The sequence below is a fragment of the Thermostichus sp. MS-CIW-30 genome, from assembly GCF_054058015.1.
Genome location: NZ_JBSRZW010000008.1, coordinates 77,384 through 94,077 on the forward strand (window position 1 = coordinate 77,384; position 16,694 = coordinate 94,077).

At 59.1% G+C, this 16,694-nt stretch carries 19 protein-coding genes and 1 other RNA gene; 13 read left to right on the forward strand and 7 right to left on the reverse strand.

Going from position 1 to position 16,694, the window contains the following annotated elements:
- Positions 1-335: 335 nt before the first annotated feature.
- The 3 genes from ACVWXW_RS05375 to ACVWXW_RS05385 all read left to right on the forward strand — a co-directional run bounded on the left by ACVWXW_RS05375 (position 336) and on the right by ACVWXW_RS05385 (position 2,188).
- Entirely contained in the window at positions 336-470 is a 135-nt protein-coding gene (locus tag ACVWXW_RS05375) for a hypothetical protein (RefSeq protein ID WP_255344540.1), read from the forward strand.
- Positions 460-1,227, forward strand: coding sequence for an RNA polymerase sigma factor SigF (locus ACVWXW_RS05380; RefSeq protein WP_041436760.1), 768 nt, complete (start codon positions 460-462; stop codon positions 1,225-1,227). The genes ACVWXW_RS05375 and ACVWXW_RS05380 overlap by 11 nt, the downstream gene beginning before the upstream one ends.
- 367 nt (positions 1,228-1,594) lie before the next feature.
- Positions 1,595-2,188, forward strand: coding sequence for an SAM-dependent methyltransferase (locus tag ACVWXW_RS05385; protein ID WP_457403085.1), 594 nt, complete (start codon positions 1,595-1,597; stop codon positions 2,186-2,188).
- On the opposite strand, the gene ACVWXW_RS05390 is transcribed toward ACVWXW_RS05385, so the two are convergent.
- Positions 2,185-2,598, reverse strand: coding sequence for a VOC family protein (locus tag ACVWXW_RS05390; RefSeq protein ID WP_457403086.1), 414 nt, complete (start codon positions 2,596-2,598; stop codon positions 2,185-2,187). The two genes, ACVWXW_RS05385 and ACVWXW_RS05390, sit on opposite strands and share 4 nt — an antisense overlap.
- A gap of 456 nt (positions 2,599-3,054) precedes the next feature.
- Between ACVWXW_RS05390 and ACVWXW_RS05395 the strand changes: the two genes are divergently transcribed.
- The 4 genes from ACVWXW_RS05395 to ACVWXW_RS05410 all read left to right on the forward strand — a co-directional run bounded on the left by ACVWXW_RS05395 (position 3,055) and on the right by ACVWXW_RS05410 (position 6,128).
- Positions 3,055-4,083: a rod shape-determining protein gene (locus ACVWXW_RS05395; protein ID WP_414419661.1), complete on the forward strand. Its 1,029-nt coding sequence runs from the start codon at positions 3,055-3,057 to the stop codon at positions 4,081-4,083.
- Positions 4,084-4,137: 54 nt separating this feature from the next.
- Positions 4,138-4,890, forward strand: coding sequence for a rod shape-determining protein MreC (gene mreC, locus ACVWXW_RS05400; protein ID WP_011434053.1), 753 nt, complete (start codon positions 4,138-4,140; stop codon positions 4,888-4,890).
- Positions 4,868-5,512 (forward strand): rod shape-determining protein MreD, encoded by a 645-nt coding sequence (gene mreD / locus ACVWXW_RS05405; RefSeq protein WP_457403088.1) that lies wholly within the window; start codon positions 4,868-4,870, stop codon positions 5,510-5,512. Before mreC ends, mreD begins: the two co-directional genes overlap by 23 nt.
- Positions 5,513-5,900: 388 nt before the next feature.
- Positions 5,901-6,128, forward strand: coding sequence for an indolepyruvate ferredoxin oxidoreductase subunit alpha (locus ACVWXW_RS05410; RefSeq protein WP_011434056.1), 228 nt, complete (start codon positions 5,901-5,903; stop codon positions 6,126-6,128).
- Between the two features lie 198 nt (positions 6,129-6,326).
- Here ACVWXW_RS05410 and ACVWXW_RS05415 read toward each other — a convergent pair whose 3' ends face one another.
- On the reverse strand, positions 6,327-6,851 hold the full coding sequence (locus ACVWXW_RS05415) for a YIP1 family protein (protein ID WP_457403089.1): 525 nt from the start codon (positions 6,849-6,851) through the stop codon (positions 6,327-6,329).
- 86 nt (positions 6,852-6,937) lie between these two features.
- On the opposite strand from ACVWXW_RS05415, the gene ssrS reads away from it, so the two are divergent.
- Positions 6,938-7,124: non-coding RNA, 6S RNA (gene ssrS / locus ACVWXW_RS05420), on the forward strand.
- Positions 7,125-7,189: 65 nt separating this feature from the next.
- Here the strand turns inward: ssrS and ACVWXW_RS05425 are convergent.
- From ACVWXW_RS05425 to ACVWXW_RS05435, 3 genes are all read right to left on the reverse strand, one after another.
- A complete protein-coding gene (locus ACVWXW_RS05425) occupies positions 7,190-7,384 on the reverse strand; it encodes an IS630 transposase-related protein (protein WP_071818172.1) in 195 nt (64 codons plus the stop codon).
- A gap of 324 nt (positions 7,385-7,708) precedes the next feature.
- Positions 7,709-8,713, reverse strand: a complete 1,005-nt coding sequence (gene cbiB / locus ACVWXW_RS05430) for an adenosylcobinamide-phosphate synthase CbiB (protein ID WP_457403091.1) — start codon at positions 8,711-8,713, stop codon at positions 7,709-7,711.
- A 13-nt stretch (positions 8,714-8,726) separates the two neighbouring features.
- A complete protein-coding gene (locus ACVWXW_RS05435; protein WP_414409052.1) occupies positions 8,727-9,182 on the reverse strand; it encodes an Rrf2 family transcriptional regulator in 456 nt (151 codons plus the stop codon).
- Between the two features lie 230 nt (positions 9,183-9,412).
- Here ACVWXW_RS05435 and rsmI point away from each other — a divergent pair, with 230 nt between their 5' ends.
- Entirely contained in the window at positions 9,413-10,402 is a 990-nt protein-coding gene (gene rsmI, locus ACVWXW_RS05440) for a 16S rRNA (cytidine(1402)-2'-O)-methyltransferase (RefSeq protein WP_457403093.1), read from the forward strand.
- Between the two features lie 28 nt (positions 10,403-10,430).
- Entirely contained in the window at positions 10,431-11,132 is a 702-nt protein-coding gene (gene rppA, locus ACVWXW_RS05445; protein ID WP_457403094.1) for a two-component system response regulator RppA, read from the forward strand.
- A gap of 184 nt (positions 11,133-11,316) precedes the next feature.
- On the opposite strand, the gene atpD is transcribed toward rppA, so the two are convergent.
- The gene (gene atpD / locus ACVWXW_RS05450; protein WP_011434062.1) at positions 11,317-12,750 is read right to left on the reverse strand and encodes a F0F1 ATP synthase subunit beta; all 1,434 of its coding nucleotides are present in this window, start codon (positions 12,748-12,750) and stop codon (positions 11,317-11,319) included.
- Positions 12,751-12,939: 189 nt separating this feature from the next.
- Here atpD and ACVWXW_RS05455 point away from each other — a divergent pair, with 189 nt between their 5' ends.
- From ACVWXW_RS05455 to ACVWXW_RS05465, 3 genes are all read left to right on the forward strand, one after another.
- Positions 12,940-13,602 (forward strand): GerMN domain-containing protein, encoded by a 663-nt coding sequence (locus ACVWXW_RS05455; RefSeq protein WP_457403095.1) that lies wholly within the window; start codon positions 12,940-12,942, stop codon positions 13,600-13,602.
- A 10-nt stretch (positions 13,603-13,612) separates the two neighbouring features.
- Positions 13,613-14,380 carry an MlaE family lipid ABC transporter permease subunit gene (locus tag ACVWXW_RS05460; protein WP_457403096.1) on the forward strand — a complete coding sequence of 256 codons (768 nt, stop codon included), beginning with the start codon at positions 13,613-13,615 and terminating at the stop codon, positions 14,378-14,380.
- A 95-nt stretch (positions 14,381-14,475) separates the two neighbouring features.
- Positions 14,476-15,507, forward strand: coding sequence for a succinate dehydrogenase/fumarate reductase iron-sulfur subunit (locus ACVWXW_RS05465; protein ID WP_457403112.1), 1,032 nt, complete (start codon positions 14,476-14,478; stop codon positions 15,505-15,507).
- Here the strand turns inward: ACVWXW_RS05465 and ACVWXW_RS05470 are convergent.
- Positions 15,504-16,610 (reverse strand): peptidylprolyl isomerase, encoded by a 1,107-nt coding sequence (locus tag ACVWXW_RS05470; protein WP_457403098.1) that lies wholly within the window; start codon positions 16,608-16,610, stop codon positions 15,504-15,506. The genes ACVWXW_RS05465 and ACVWXW_RS05470 overlap by 4 nt on opposite strands.
- Positions 16,611-16,694 lie beyond the last annotated feature (84 nt).

Here is a 16,694-nt window from a genome sequence, read left to right on the forward strand (position 1 = left end):
CCAACAACAGAAATCCGGCAATTTCGTTGGGTCTTACGGGAAAATTGCGCTCTTTTGCCGATGAAACCCGCCATTTTCCGTGGAGATGCTGTTGCTTGGGTCAAGAAACCTGGTCAAACTAAGAACGTTCCAGCTCTTGGCAAATCTCAACAGTGTCCGGTTGTGCTTCTAACGCCATCCCTGTAGCCCTGTAGCACCTGCTTGCGCAGGGTCTGGCTGGGCAAAAGCGTCTCTTGACTGGATGGGTGTTGGTTATGGGTGGGATCCTCAACCTTTGAATGGTTTTCGAGTTCCTTGAGTGCTTGTTCTACAGTTATTTTCGGCAAATCGGTAAAGTGGTTGTCTATGATAACGGCCCCTCGCCTGACCTCTCCCAAGAACTCCGTCTCCCTGAGGCGACCGGCGGCCCCCCCTCCATTGCCTTTGGCCAAGACCGGATTCCCAGCCGCATGTGGATCTATGGCATCTAGTGAGGATGTTAAAGCCCGAACTGCCGAACTGTTGCGGCTGTACCACCAGAATCGCGATCCAGCCCTGCGCAACCGGCTGGTGGAAATGAACTTGGGCTTGGTGCGCAAAGAGGCCCACCACTGGCGCAACCAATGCAATGAGGGGTACGACGACCTGGTGCAAGTTGGCTGTTTGGGTTTGATTCAAGCTATCGAACGCTTTGACATCAGCCGAGGCCTGGCTTTTAGCTCCTTTGCCCTGCCCTACATTCGCGGAGAAATTCAACACTACCTGCGGGACAAAAGCCCCACCATGCGGATCCCACGCCGCTGGACGACCCTGCAAAGACAAGCCAAGAAGGTGATTGCCCGTCTGCGGCAAGAGTTGGGCCGTTCTCCCTCTGAGGCCGAGGTGAGGGAAGCCCTGCAACTGACGGAGCAGGAATGGCGAGAGCTGGAGCTGGCCCAACAAAACAGCCTTTTGCTCAGCCTGGATGCTCCGATTCAAACTGAGGAAGACAGTGTTGCTCTGGGGGAGGTCGTTCCGGATCAGCGCTACCGCAGTTTTCAACTGGCTGAAGAAGATCGTATTCGCCTACAACATGCCTTGGCTCAGCTGGAGGAACGTACCCGCAAGATTTTGGAATTTGTCTTCTTCTATGACCTCACGCAAAAAGAAACGGCAGAGCGGCTAGGGATCAGTGCCGTTACCGTTTCCCGCCAAGTCAAAAAGGGGCTGGAACGCCTGGCTAAGTTGTTGAATCAAGATATTTTTTGAGATACAGCCCGTTACAAATTAAGGGATATAAAAGGGTATAAAAATCGTGTTTCCGAGGCTTGACCCCAGTGAGGTTTAGAACAAGCAGGTTCATAGTCATTCCAGACTCGATTGAGATACTCCCGCCGCTGCCCAGACGCTCCGCGCCGCTTCCCCCAGCCCCTCCAGAGGGAGAGGGGAGTTAGAGAGCAATGGAACGGAGATGTTTCATTCCTGTTGAAAATGACCATACAGGTGTATCCCATAACCCCTTAGTAGACTGTACTTGAGCCGACGCAATTGGCGGTGACTTTCCACCCAGTAGAACGGCAGGGGCTCTGTACTGCGACAGGTTGATAGACTGATGGGAAATTGATGAGAATATTTGATGAACAGAGAAAACCGCTCTTCTCGGAATCAACCCTTGGTGCCCCGCGGTTTCAAACCTAAGCTGGGTCAGAACTCGGTGGGCAGGGATCCCTTCTTCCAACGCCAGCCCAACCCGCAAAGTCCAGAGGGAATCCGCTTGGCCCCCTATGTGCGCACCTTGCCCTTGGTTGTCGATGCCATGCTGGATTTGGCCCAGGTGGGGAGCGAGGATACTCTCTACGACTTGGGCTGTGGGGATGGCCGCATTCTCATCCGGGCGGCGCAGCGCTTTGGCACACAGGGCATGGGAGTGGATATCGACCCGGAGCGCATCCTGGAAGCCCAACAGCGGGCCCGAGAAGCCCAAGTTCAGGATCGAGTTACTTTTCTCCAGCAGGATCTGCTCACTCTGGACTTAACCCCGGCGACGGTGGTGAGCTGCTATTTGCTGCCCCGCTCCCACCTGCTGATCCGAGACAAGCTGCGCTCCCAGCTTCGGCCCGGCGCTCGTCTGGTCACCCACTCCTTCGACATGGGAGATTGGCTCCCCACCGCCACCACCACTGTATCGGATGTTATCAACACCTACACCATCTATCTCTGGCGAATCTAACCCTGGGGATCCCAGGCCGTCGCTTCCTCAAAAGCAGCAGAGGGCTGGTGCAGCACAATCCGGTTGCCATCGGGATCCCGAAAATCCACCTCCTGTCCATGAAAGGCTTGTCGCAGAGGGGAAATGGAGATCTGATAAGCTCCCGCCAACCCCTCCAGTGTTGTCAGGGATCCCTGTAAATCTTGCACCTGCAGGCAGAGGCTCACCGCTGCGGCTTGGGCACCACCATCGAGATGACGGCTGCGATAGAGGCCCAGCCGCAACCCTGGCAGACGAAACTCTACGTACACCGGATCCCCCTCTGTCGGGAGCTGGACTTGGGGAGAGATCCCCAAGAGATCCCGATAGAAGCGTTGTAGACGAGGCAAGTCCAGGGTAGCCACGCTAACCAAGGCACCAGAGAGCTGCATCGCAACCGCCAAAAGACCGGGTTGGTCTATCTTAGCTAAACTGCCGAGAAGCCCCGCGCTGTACCCGCAGGGTGAGCGTCGGGAGGATGTCACTCAGCTCCAACACCACGCGAGTCTGGGTGGCGATGTCGGATCCACCGTCTTGCCCTCCGGATCCAGGGCCAATGTGCCCGAGATGTAGAGGGTATTTTGCCCACCTTCACGCCGGGAGAATAGGGGGCGATGGCCGGATAGCCGGCTGGAGCAATGGCAACCTTAGGCACGAGGGATCCCGAATCACAACAGGATTGCACCTTAGCGGCGAATTCGATCTTCCACAGCTGGCTGGGATACAGCCATAGCCGGTTTCTCTGGAGCAGATTCCCACTCTTCGGGGGAGATTCTCTTGCAGAACTAGACTATAGTAGGTACCAAAGCTTGCTGCTTCTTCCCAAATCAAGACTGGAGCGACTTACCGTGGGGTTATTCAGCCGATTTTCCCGTGATATGGGCATTGATTTGGGCACTGCCAACACGCTGGTCTACGTGGCCGGGCGAGGCATTGTCCTGCAAGAGCCCTCTGTGGTCGCCATCGACCAAAACACCAAGCAACCCCTGGCTGTGGGGGAAGATGCCAAAAAAATGTTGGGCCGTACCCCCGGCAACATTGTAGCGGTGCGTCCTCTGCGAGATGGGGTGATTGCCGATTTCGACACGGCGGAGATGATGCTAAAACACTTCATCCACCGCGTACACGAGGGCCGGTACCTGATTGCTCCCCGCATTGTGATTGGGATCCCCAGCGGTGTGACTGGGGTGGAGCGACGGGCGGTGATGGAAGCCGCTCTCCAAGCTGGGTCGCGGGAGGTGTATTTGGTGGATGAGCCGGTGGCAGCAGCAATCGGGGCCGGGCTGCCGGTGCAAGAGCCCACTGGGAACATGATCATCGACATTGGCGGCGGCACCACTGAGGTAGCCGTCCTCAGTTTGCAGGGGATCGTGCTGAGCGAGTCCGTGCGGGTAGCGGGAGATGAGCTGAGCGAGGCCATCGCCCAGTACATGAAAAAGGTTCACAACCTCACCATCGGGGAGCGCACCGCTGAAGAGATCAAGATTCGGATTGGCTCCGCCTACCCAATTCAAGAGGAACTGACCATGGAAGTGCGCGGGTTACACCTGCTCTCGGGTTTACCCCGTACCGTCACGGTGAAGAGCACCGAAATTCGCGAGAGCATGGCCGAGCCCCTCTCGGTGATTGTGGAAGCCATTAAGCGCACCCTGGAGCGCACTCCACCGGAATTGGCTGCCGACATCATCGACCGAGGCATCATGCTGGCCGGGGGAGGAGCCTTGCTCAAGGGTCTAGATGCCCTGATCAGCCATGAAACCGGGATCTTGGTTCACATTGCCCCGGATCCCCTCAGTTGTGTGGTGCTCGGTACAGGGCGAGTTTTGGAGGATTTCAAAACCCTAGGTCGAGTGTTGAGCGGCAGCTTCAAGGGCTAGAGGAGTTTCTTCCCATCCCTGAGGTGTGAGTCGAGTGGGTTGGAGAGGTATTGCTTGAATCGGCTACGCCAATGGTGGAGGCGCTACGGCTTGGGGTTACTCCTGTCTGCTTTGGCGATGGGGGTAGCATTGGGCCTGCGCCAAACCCAGGGATCCCTATTGGTGGAATTGTACAGTTGGATCACTGCTCCAGCCCGTCCGCCTGTGGATCCCGCTGCGGTGCTCAGCCAGGCCGCTAACCGTGAGCTGCAAGCCCTGGTAGCCGAGTTGCAGTACCAAAACCGCGAGCTGAAGCGACTGCTGCAATTTACCGAGCAAATGCCCCAAGCGGGGATCCCAGCAGCCGTGGTGGGTCGCAGCGCCGATCACTGGTGGCAACAGCTCACCCTCAGCCGCGGCAGCCGGCATGGAGTCAGGGTGGGAGATGTAGTCATGGCGCCGGGCGGGTTGATCGGGCGAGTCGAGTCGGTCACGCCCAACACCAGCCGAGTGCTCCTGATCAGCGATCCCACCAGCCGTGTCGGGGTAATGCTGAGTCGCAGCCGACACATGGGCATCCTGAGGGGTACGGGCACCCAGAGCGCCATTTTGGATTTTTTCGACAAGGCCCCCAAAGTAGAGGTGGGGGATGTGGTGGTGACCTCGGGCCTGAGCAGCTTTTACCCAGCCGGGGTTGTGGTGGGAACGGTTCGAGCGGTCAACTTGGATGCCAGCCCTGCCCCTCAAGCCACTGTCGAACTGTCGGCGCCGCTGGGTCTCTTGGAATGGGCCTTGATCTACCGCTATGCTCAACCCTCTGATTCTTAAGCTCAAGTCTCACCTCAACTGGGTGGTGACTGCCCTATCAGGATTGCTGGCAGCAGTGGCCCCTTGGTGGCGCGGGCCGGGCTTGGAGCTAGCAGGCTTAACCCCAGATTGGCCCTTGATCTGGGTGGTGTGCTGGAGTGTGCGGCGCAAAGCTTGGCAGGGGGCTGTTGCCGGGGTCACCCTGGGTTTTCTGCAAGATGCGCTGACCAGCCCTTGTCCTACCCATGCGCTGGGGCTGGCCGTAGTCGGGATCCTCACCGCCAAGCTGCAAAAACAACGCTACATGCAAGAAGACTTCATCTCGGTGGCCTTGATCGTTTTTGGTATGGTGGTGATTGCCGAAACCCTGATGGCGCTGCAGTGGATGTGGCTTGCCGCCTCCCAGGGATCCGAGGGCCTGGATCCGGCGGGAATGCAAACTTTGCTGGATGGATTGGGGAACTCCCTTCACTCTTTCGGCAGCATCGGCGGCGATGGCCCCCGTTCTCTGGAGAGCATCTGGTGGAACCATCAACGCAATGCCCTCACGTCTGCTATTTTAAGTAGCCTCTGGGCACCCGCTTTGTATTGGCCCCTCAGCCGTTGGTGGCAGTCTCAAGAGCGGGATCCCAGAGAGATTTAGCCCCTGTTTTATGCCAAATCATCCTATCTTTCGGTTAAAACCCAGGTCACAGCAGAGTATGTCCCTTGCCATTTTTGGCAAGAGAGAACTCTCGAGGCGGTGGGAGCCCATTTGCCGGCTCGCTCCAGCATTCTACTTCTTTTGCATTGGCGCTGCGCTGGTCAGAAAAAGCGACGATCTGGAAAACTTCTCGTCGGGGGGGAGCAATTTTGGCCTAAAATGAACCCTAGAACTGAGATATAAGTCCCATCTTTTTCAGGCAGCTTCGGGCAAATATCGCGCATTCTAATCAAAAAGTCAACAGCATAGGAAGCGCAGGCGACGTCAAGGCTGACCTTGTGGCAACTGCACTTAGGATTTGACTTAGAGCGTTCATTGGGAGGGATCCATGCCGCATACAATTGTCACCGATATCTGTGAAGGTGTGGCCGACTGTGTAGAGGCTTGCCCTGTTGCCTGCATCCACCCCGGCGATACCAAAAATGCCAAAGGCACCGACTACTTTTGGATTGAGTTTTCCACCTGCATCGACTGTGGCATCTGTTTACAGGTTTGCCCCGTAGAAGGCGCTATTCTGCCGGAGGAAAAGCCGCATCTGCAGCGAGTGCCCCGCTAATTCCAGGGAAGCATCCCTGGCCACACCCCAAGATCCAATGGGAATTATGATCATTTCAACTCCAACTAGGACACTGCACCCACACCTAAAGCCCTGGTCGCATCGTCGCGTCAGCGTTGCGGAGCAACAATACGCAGAACCAGAAGGCTTTTCTTGGTAGCCCAGGCGTCTCACCCTAACCTGAAACAACTATAAGCTTTAGCCCAAGGAAGCCAAAGCAACGACGCTGCTGGTCAGCCAGCTCAGGGACAGGATCCCCCCTAGGAAAGCCAATGGGATCAGGCCCACCAGGCGCCACCACTCCAAATCCAGCGCTACAGCTACCGCCCGCACCTGCCAAACCACAAACCACAGCAGCGCTGCAAGGCCCAGCAGGGATCCCACCACCCCACCCAACGATTGAGCAGGCCCCAGCAGCAGCCACGGCAAACCGGCAAACCCCGTCAAGCACAGCAGCGCTGAAAAGGAAGGGACAGCCCGACCCAAACAAAAGGCCAGCAATTGCAACAAAGCCGCCAAACCCACCCAGCCCAGGGATCCCATCAGCACCGCCAGCACCATGCTCGGCAGGCTTACCCCAGAGCGGCGAATCGCATCCAGGACGTTGAGCAGCCCCACCACCCCAAAGGCTTGCCAGAGAACAGGCTGTTCCCGCAACGCCCGAAAGGTGCGCTCCGGCAGAAACCAAGCGCCGTAGATGTTGTCTAACCAGGAACCAAGCATGGCCAGCAACCCGTCAAGCTGTCTTTTATCCTAGCCCTTGGTGAGCACTTGACGGGCACACCCCAAAAATGGGGTATGATTGGGAGAGGATTCTGCGGCGTTGGTGACTGCCGTTATGTTTTTGCGATCTATACCCTTCGACAATTAGGATGGGAAGTGGATGTGAGAGCAGTAGGCCAAACTTGATTTGGAAACTATCGACAATCATCCCCGGTATCCTATACTGGATTTTCCAGGTCGAAAACCACGGTAAAACGGCGCAACAGTATCCTCAAAAAAGCCCTCGAAAGGGGGCCTTTTTGTTGTTTGGATATTGTCGGATATTGTCAATGCTGCAGTTAATGGGTATTGCTCTGGCGCTGGGCTCCATCCTTTAGTCGAGCTTCTGGGCACTGGTCTACGTCTTGCTGCAGGGCAGCCAAGTCTGTCTTTCGCTTGCGGGTCTTGACTTTTGTTGTCGTGAGGTCTGCTCGGCTCAGCCAGCGATAAACGGTTGCACAAGTGACATAACTCCCGCACTCATGTTGACGCAAAGCGCTCCGCGCCGCTAAAGCGAGAGAGTGCGAGCTTCAAGGACTCCGTCCCGCTGACGCGAAAAGGACGGGATGCCCCACCGCCCTGTGCTTGATATCTGTAGCAGCTGCTGTTTTTATCATCGTTTATTTCAGCGGTTCTAGGTTCACGGCAGGTTGACAGCAGCTACGGTTTTTGTTGCCGCCGATCTAGTTAGCTTTGCTAACTCTACCTCAAGTTCTGGGGGAAGTTGCGCCTGTGGAGATTCCTCTGCCGGGGTTGAGTCAAAAGCTCAGCTAGGTAAGGGTCGTAGAAGCAGGAAGCAACCGGTTGTTTAGTTCATCCTAGGGGGTGAAATAAACGACCATGAGTTGCAGAACGGTCAACAGGAGAGTTGCTCCCACCATCAAACTCCCCCAAATCCATACAACCTGTCGCAGCAGTCCCAAACTTTCCTGCACCACTTGCGGGGTCAAAGGGCGAGCCGGGATCCCCAATTTGGGTTTCACCTTCGGGATCCCGCGATAGAAATTGGTTCCCCCCAGTTGGATCTGCAGCCGCCAGGCAAAAGCCGCCTCGCTCCACCCGGAATTGGGGCTGGGATCCGCCTGCGCATCCTGACGACACCGCTGCCAAAACCCCCAGGGATCCCGGCTGAGCAGGGCCAGGGTGAGCACCGTCAGGCGGCAGGGCAGCCAAGTCAGCCCATCCTCACAGCGGGCCGGCACTGTGCCCAAATGGGTGAAAGGGGGGTGGCGGTAGCCCACCATCGAATCCAGCGTGCTGCTGGCCTTGTAGGCTAGGGCCAAGGGCGCCCCTCCCAAGAAGGCGTAGAACAGAGGGGCAGTTGCTCCGTCGGGAGTATTTTCGGCCACCGTCTCAATCAGCGCCCGCAAAATCTCCGATGCCGTCAGGTGCTCTGTATCCCGCCCCACGTAGCGGCTGAGACGTTGACGGGCCTCCGGCAGATCCTCTTTTTCCAAGGGATCCAACACCTCCAACGCAGCAAAGCGCAGGCTGCGCCCTCCCAGACAACTGGCCATCAGGATCACCTGCATGAGGATCCCTGCCCAGGGATGGATGGCATTGCCGATGGCGACCAGCCCCCAGCCTATGCCGTAGGATCCCCCCACCAAAGTTAGGGTGAGAACTGCCCCGCCCCACTGTTGTGCTCGCGGAGTTGAGCAGTGCTTGAGGATATAGCCTTGCCCCCAGGCAATAACAGCCCCCATCACCCGCACCGGATGAGGCCAACCCCAGGGATCCGCCAGCAGATAATCCAAAGCCAAAGCTGCCGCCAGCACCAGCCCGGCAGTCGGTTGGGCCGGGAAAAACAGCGATGACTCCATCCCGCCAGCAGGCTCAAACCACAAATCCACTCTCCTGATCCTGAGCCGCCTGCCAGCTCCGAACATCAAAATACAGATCTTCCAAGGTGGTTTCCTCCAGCACCTGCTGCACTTGCCGAGCGATCCGCTTCCACAGGGCTTCCGTCACCCAGTCCAGCCGCTCCGCCGGATGCACGGCTGAAGGATTAGAACTGTCCATGAGAGGATCCAAGGATTCTCCCACTGCCGCCAAAATGGCGCTAATCGGGATCCGCCGCGGTGCCCGTGCCAGCCGGTAGCCCCCCTGGGCCCCCCGTTGGGAACAAACCAAGCCAGCCTGCCGCAACTCAATCAGCAACTTTTCCAGGTAGGGAGCTGGGATCCCCTGTCGCTGAGCAATGGCCCGCACCGAAGCCATTTGCCCGGAGCCGAGCATCGCCAGATCCAACAAAGCTTTGATGCTATAGGTGGCCCGCGTTGTCAAGCGCACCGGGATCCCTCTCCGCAGCACTTCTCGATCCTGCCATAGGACTCCGTCCCGCTACCGCGAAAGGACTCCGTCCCGCTACCGCGAAAGGACTCCGTCCCGCTACCGCGAAAGGCAGATGCTTGGGTATCGGGGCACCGGCCAAGAGAGGTTAATCTGGGGATCCGAGGCGATCTCTAATTGCTCTAATTGGCTATTGTCTGGTTATCGGCAGCTCAGCCTTGGAGCTCGGGATGGAACACCCCACCGCCAGCCTTTATTTGGTGGCTACCCCCATCGGCAACCGAGAAGACATCACCCTGCGGGCGCTGCGGGTTTTGCGGGAAGTGGACTGGGTGGCGGCAGAAGATACTCGCCACTCCGGCCAGCTTCTTAAACATTTTCAAATCTCCGCCCGCCTCATCAGCTATCACGAGCACAACGCTGCCCAACGGATCCCGCAACTCCTGAAGTATCTGTCGGCGGGCCAGTCGGTGGCCCTGATCAGCGATGCCGGCACTCCTGCCATCTCCGATCCGGGAGAAGAGTTGGTGCGCGCCTGCATTCAGGCCGGGATCCCGGTGATCCCTGTGCCGGGGCCGGTAGCTGCTGTTGCCGCCTTGACCGCTTCGGGCCTGCCTACAGGACGATTCGTGTTCGAGGGATTTTTGCCGCTTAAACCCAGCCAACGACAGGCCCGCCTGCGGCAGTTGGCCCAAGAGCCCCGCACCCTCATCCTTTACGAGGCCCCCCATCGCCTGCGCCAAACTCTGCAGGATCTGCTGGATCACTGCGGCCCAGAGCGGCAGATCGTGCTGGCGCGGGAGCTGACCAAGCTGTATGAGTCCTTCTGGCGGGGATCCCTGGCAGCAGCTCTGGAGCACTGCGCCGCCCAGCCGCCGCGGGGGGAGTTCACCCTCTTGCTTGAGGGATATGTGGGTGCCGTTCCCAGCCCTAACCCTGCCAGAGGCGGGACGGAGTCCTTGAATGGGCGGGGAGACAGTGAATCGGAAGCGGAAATTCGTCAAGAAATGGCCCGATTGCTGGCCGAAGGCCTGTCCCGGTCTGCAGCCAGCCGCCGGTTGGCCCAGCGTCTGCAGGGATCCCCCATCTGGACGCGGCGCCGCCTTTACGATCTATCCTTGCAGCTTGAGCCGCTCTCCAGTTCTAGCGGGACGGAGTCCTTTTCTGAGTACGTCAGCGCTCCACATTGTTTCCAAGACAACAGCGAGACCGAGTCCTGAGGTGTTCGCGTTAGCGGGACGGAGTCCTATGGCACGGATTTTATTGGTGGACGATGAAGTGGAGTTGGCCGATTCTCTGGCCCAGCAACTGAGGCGAGAGGGCTACACGGTGGACGTCGCCTACACAGGAGGGCGGGCCTGGGAGCTGCTGCAAAAGTCCCCCGCTCTGCCCTACGATCTGCTGGTCTTGGATTGGATGTTGCCGGAGCTCTCTGGGCTTTCCCTCTGCCAGCGGGTACGGCAGGTGGATTGCACCACCCCCATCCTGTTTCTGACGGCCAAAGATACCCTAGACGACCGGGTGGAAGGGCTGGATGCCGGGGCAGATGATTACTTGGTGAAGCCGTTCGAGCTGCGGGAACTGCTGGCGCGGGTGCGGGCCCTCTTGCGGCGAACCACAGGTACTGGAGAAGGGATCCCTCGCCTGCAGGTCGGGGATTTGGAGCTGGATCGGGAGAACCAGGTGGCCTACCGGCAGGGGCGGATGATCCACCTCTCCCAAAAAGAGTTTCGCCTGCTGGAGTACTTCATGACCCACCCCGGCCAGTTGCTCACCCACGACCAGATCTACGAGCAGGTGTGGGCCGGAGAGGATCCCCCCAGCAGCAACGTCTTGGCAGCCCAGGTGCGCCTGCTGCGGCGACGCCTCAGGTTGCCCGGGGCAGCAGAATTGATCCACGCCGTCTACGGCAAGGGCTATCGCTTCGGGCCTGTCGCCGGGGATCCCTAGCAGCCGTCCCACCTGTAGATAAAACCAAGGCTCCCCCGAAAAGAAGGAGCCCTGCCGGGTCTGGGGAGCGCTTTCAGTCAGCAATGCCACCAGGGCGTTCCCCCCTTCAACCCTGGGGAGCCCAGTCGCCGCGCTATCGGCAACTCCCCTCTCCTCCTGTGGGAAAGGGGCTGGGGGTGAGGGATCACTTGGACTTGAGCTTCTCCGCTTTCTCGATGGCCTCTTCGATGGTGCCCACCAAGTAGAAGGCTTGCTCCGGCAGATTGTCCAATTCCCCCGACAAAATGCGCTGGAAGCCCTTGATGGTGTCTGCCAATTTCACATACTTGCCGGGGGAGCCAGTGAATACCTCCGCCACGAAGAACGGCTGGGACAGGAAACGCTCGATGCGGCGGGCGCGGGCCACCACCAGCTTGTCCTCTTCCGACAGCTCGTCCAGCCCCAGGATGGCGATGATATCTTGCAGCTCTTTGTAGCGCTGCAGCGTTTGCTTCACTGCCCGGGCGGTGTTGTAGTGCTCTTCGCCCACAATGTCCGCCTGCAGGATGGTGGAAGAGGAATCCAGGGGATCCACCGCCGGATAGATACCCTTGGCTGCCAAGCTGCGGGACAATACCACCGTGGAGTCGAGGTGGGCAAAGGTGGTGGCTGGGGCCGGATCCGTCAAGTCGTCAGCAGGCACATACACCGCCTGCACCGAGGTGATGGATCCCTGCTTGGTAGAGGTGATGCGCTCTTGCAGGTTGCCCATTTCGGTAGCCAAGGTGGGCTGGTAACCCACCGCCGAGGGCATGCGGCCCAACAGCGCCGACACTTCCGACCCGGCCTGCACAAAGCGGAAGATATTGTCGATGAACAGCAGCACGTCCTGCTTGTTAACGTCGCGGAAGTACTCTGCCATGGTCAGGGCAGTCAGGCCAACCCGCATGCGGGCACCCGGTGGCTCGTTCATCTGGCCATAGACCAGCGCCACTTTGTCCAGCACACCGGATTCTTTCATCTCGTTGTAGAGGTCATTGCCCTCGCGGGTGCGCTCTCCCACGCCGGCAAACACCGATAGGCCAGAGTGCTCCTCAGCGATGTTGTGGATCAGCTCCTGGATGAGCACTGTCTTGCCGACGCCGGCACCGCCAAACAGGCCCACCTTGCCCCCCTTTTTGAAGGGGGCCAGCAGGTCAATCACCTTGATGCCGGTTTCAAAGGGCTCTGGCTTAATCGTCAAATCGACAAGTGGAGGCGCACTGCGGTGGATGGGGGCAAATTCTTGGGCTTGAACGGGCTCTCCTTGGTCAACTGGCTCTCCCAGCACATTGAAAATGCGCCCCAGGGTGGGCTGCCCGACCGGCACAGTAATCGGAGCGCCCGTATCCACCACCGGCATGCCCCGCACCAGGCCGTCGGTCGAGGACATGGCCACCGCACGCACGCGGTTATCCCCCAAAAGCTGCTGCACCTCAAAGGTGACGTTAACCTTCAGGCCGCTTTCGGTTGTGCCCTCCACCTTGAGGGCATTGTAGATTTCGGGCAGCTTGCCGCTGGGAAACTCGGCGTCGATCACAGGCCCAATGACCTGAGTGATGTAGCCAACATTGGTGGCAGTAGCGGTGGCAGTAACCATGATTGAGGCTCAGCTCCTTGTGTGCTCAGTTATCGACTCAGCAATGCCGGGTGTAAATCATTATCATCATACAAATAAAGGGATCCCAGTTGCTGCTGCACTTTTGCCTGTCCAGCCTATTGGGGATCCCCGGCAGAGTGGGCTTTTCTTCGCTACCCTAGAGCTAGGTAAGACAGGGGGTTGCCAGCAATGAGCCACTACGGAGGCCGTATTGCACAGCTCAGCTCCGTTAGGTTGGGAGGACGGCGTCGCTGCCCACGTCGCGGCCGGGCCCTGCAATTGGGGATCCTTGGCTTCTTGCTGGGGTTAGGGGTGATGGGGGGAGCTTGGTGGTACAGCATCGGGCCCCGGCAAACCCTTTCCTTGTATTGGCTGACCAGTGCCGACAACTCCATTTACTATGTGCAGCAAGAGCGCACGGTTCGCGCCTTTGACACTCAAGAAGCCATCCGCCTGGCCTTGGAGGAGCTGATTGCCGGCCCCCGGGATCCCCACCTTACCAGCGCCATTCCACCCCAAACTCAGGTGTTGGATGTGCGGGTGGAAGGTGACGATATTTTTCTCAATTTTTCCCCAGAGTTTACCCAGGGGGGGGGATCCACGGCGATGATGAGCCGGATTGCGCAGGTGCTCTACACGGCCACCAGCCAAAACCCCGGCGCCCGGGTGTGGATCTCGGTGGAAGGCCGTGCCCTAGAAGTGCTGGGGGGAGAGGGGCTGATCCTGGATCAACCCCTGACACGGGCCTCGTTTGTGCCCAGCTTTCAGCTGCCAGCGGAGCCGGCAACCCCGAAGGACTCCGCCCCCCTAACGGGGTCGCCAAAGCGTCGCCTAGCGATAACGGCTTCTTGAGACCGAAACCATGAGCTGGTTGCAGCGGGTGGGCAGCAGTTTTCTCTTGGCCGGCCAGGTGATTTTGCATCTGATGCGGGGCCGTATCCATCGCCGCAACACCCTGGATCAGTTGGCGGCGGTGGGGCTGGAGTCGCTGCTGATTGTTTTGATTACGGCGGTGGTGATCAGCGGTGTTTTCACCATCCAGTTGGCGCGGGAGTTCATCAACTTCGGAGCCTCTTCCTTGATTGGGGGGGTTTTGGCGATTGCCCTTGCCCGCGAGCTGACACCGGTGGTGACGGCGGTGATCTTGGCCGGACGGGTGGGATCCGCTTTTGCTGCCGAGCTGGGCACCATGAAAGTCACGGAGCAGATCGACGCTTTGCTGTTGTTGCGCACCGATCCGGTGGATTATCTGGTGATCCCGCGGGTGCTGGCTGCGGGGCTGATGCTGCCGGTGCTCACCATCCTCTCCCTGCTGACGGGGCTGGTGGGGGGGATGATCATCTGCGCTTCGGCCTACAACATCTCTCCTGCAGTGTTTCTCAACTCGGCGCAAACCCTTCTGAGCTCCTGGGATTTGCTCGTCTGTTGTTTGAAGGCGATGGTGTTTGGGTCTTTGATCGCCATTGTCGGCTCCAACTGGGGCCTTTCCACCAGCGGAGGGGCCAAGGGGGTGGGCCGCTCCACCACCGATGCAGTGGTTACGGCGCTGCTGGGCGTGTTTGTTACCAACTTCCTTATTTCTTGGCTGTTGTTTCAGGGGCCGGGGAGCTCCCTCAGCCGCGCGCTGTAGCCACTTCTGCTATCGCGTTGTTCGCGCGAGCGTTGCGGGGCAATAGGGAGAGAGCTAGGATGGGATCCCCTTTCCCTTCAGCGGTGCAGAGCACTTTGCGAGTAGAATTTCAGATTTTCCGACAGTTGCCGCCGGAGCCGCCCCGCTGGCAGTCCTTCTGGCTGGAGACATCCCCTGGCGCCACCATTCTCGATTGCCTCAACCAGATCAAGTGGGAGCAGGATGGCAGCTTGGCCTTCCGCAAAAACTGCCGCAACACCATCTGTGGCAGTTGCGCCATGCGCATCAACGGTAGGGCAGCCTTGGCTTGTGGCCGACATGTGGGCGAAGAGCTGGATCCCCGCAGCTCCCAGCCACAGACCATTCGCATCGGCCCTCTGGGCAACCTGCCCGTTCTGCGGGATCTGGTGGTGGATATGCAGCCCTTCTGGAACGATCTCAGCCGGGTGGATCCCTTTGTCAGCACGGCAGGGCGACGCATCCCGGAGCGAGAGTTTTTACAGCTGCCTGCCGAACGGGAGCATCTCAACGCTGCCGGTGGCTGTATTCTCTGCGGAGCCTGCTATTCCGATTGCAATGCCAAAGAGGTGAACCCAGAGTTTGTTGGCCCCCATGCTCTGGCCAGAGCCAACCGCCTCGTCCAAGACAGCCGCGACAGCCAACGGGAACAACGCCTGCAGGCTCTGGATAGCTTGGCTGGTGTCTGGGGCTGTACCCGCTGCTGGAACTGCAACAGCGTCTGCCCGATGGGCGTGGCACCTCTGGATCAAATCACCGAACTCAAACAGGGGATCCTCTCCCGCCATGCAGACAAGACCGCTGCTCTGCCCACCGACCGTTCCCCATCGCACGCTGTTCGCGCTATTCGGACGGAGTCCTTGCCCATAGCCATCCGCCACCGCAAGACTCTGGTGCAACTGGTGCGCTCCGGTGGTTGGATAGATGAGCGCCGCTTTGCCCTGCAGGTGGTGGGCCGGGATCCCAAAGGGCTGCTCAGTTTGGTGCCTTTGGGTCTGCGCCTGTTGGCCAGGGGCAAATTTCCCTTTCGCTTCCAGCCCTCTGCAGGGGCGGCGACGGTACGGCGGCTTATCGACACAGTTAGGCAGGAAGGAAGGGATCCCCTCTAGGCTCCAGTTTTGAGGTTGTCTTGGCCGGAAATCAATCTGGCACTCAAAATCCGATCCCCCACTTTGATGTGGCGCAGCACCTCCGTTCCCTCTGTAACGTACCCGAACACGGCATAGCGGCCATCCATGAGGTTTAACCCCGCCGGGGTGAGATCCGGTTCGGCCATGAAGATGAAAAACTGGGAAGAAGCGCTGTTGGGATCGTCGGGATAGCGGGCCATGGCCACCGTCCCTTCGGCGGAAAAGGGCAGAGCCGGTTCCACATCCCACAGGCCCATCTGATCAAAAGTCTGGCCGTAGCGGGGCATCACCTCGCCTTTGACGCGAATCTCCATGGGGATGGTGCGAACCTTGCCCGTGGCCGGATCCACATAGCCATCGGCAGGGCCAGGGGGATCCCCGGCCTGCGCCAGGAAGAAGGTCTCCACCCGGTCAAAGGTCAGGCCATCGTAGAAGCCCCGCTGCACCAGGTCGGCAAAGTTGCCGGCAGTGATGGGGGCGCTGTAGCCATCTAAGGTGATCACCATGCGCCCAGCGGTGGTGTTTAGCTCCACCTCTGCCCGCCCCAAGAGCTGAGGTTTGTCGGCATACTCAGCAGGCACTGTGTAGGGGAAAGCCCCCACCCAGTTGTTTTCGAGGGATCCCAACTCGTCCACTAGACGGTCGTAGGCAGCGCGGGCCTCTTCTTTGCCTTTGGATTTGCGCTCGCTGGCTTGGCCGATCACCCGCAACTGCTCCCGCAGCGCAGCCATCTGTTCAGAGGCTGGGGTCACCCGATCCGGAGGCAAGCCGGCCAGCAGGGAATCTCCATGGCGATCCAGAAGCCGCTCCACCTGGCGCACATCTCCCCGCACCGCTGACCAGCGGTTGTACTTCAGGTCGGTGTCGATTTTGGAGATGGCCTCATCAATTTCCAGCAGCTTCGTTTCCTGAATAGGCAACGCCCGCCGCAACAGGGTACGGGGATCCGTGATGGCATCCCCTTGGGGCAGAGCCAAGGCCGGGATCCCCCAGAGCACCACCCCGCAGAGCAGAGCAGCTACGTAGAGGCCAATCCGGCAAAGGGATCCCCATTGCCAAAATCCTTGGGCACGCTGCGTCATGGTTCCTACCGACTGCAAAACCACTCCTGTCTCAGCCTGACATCCCACCGTCACAGGCGGCAAGCGCTGTCAGACCTCGATTGA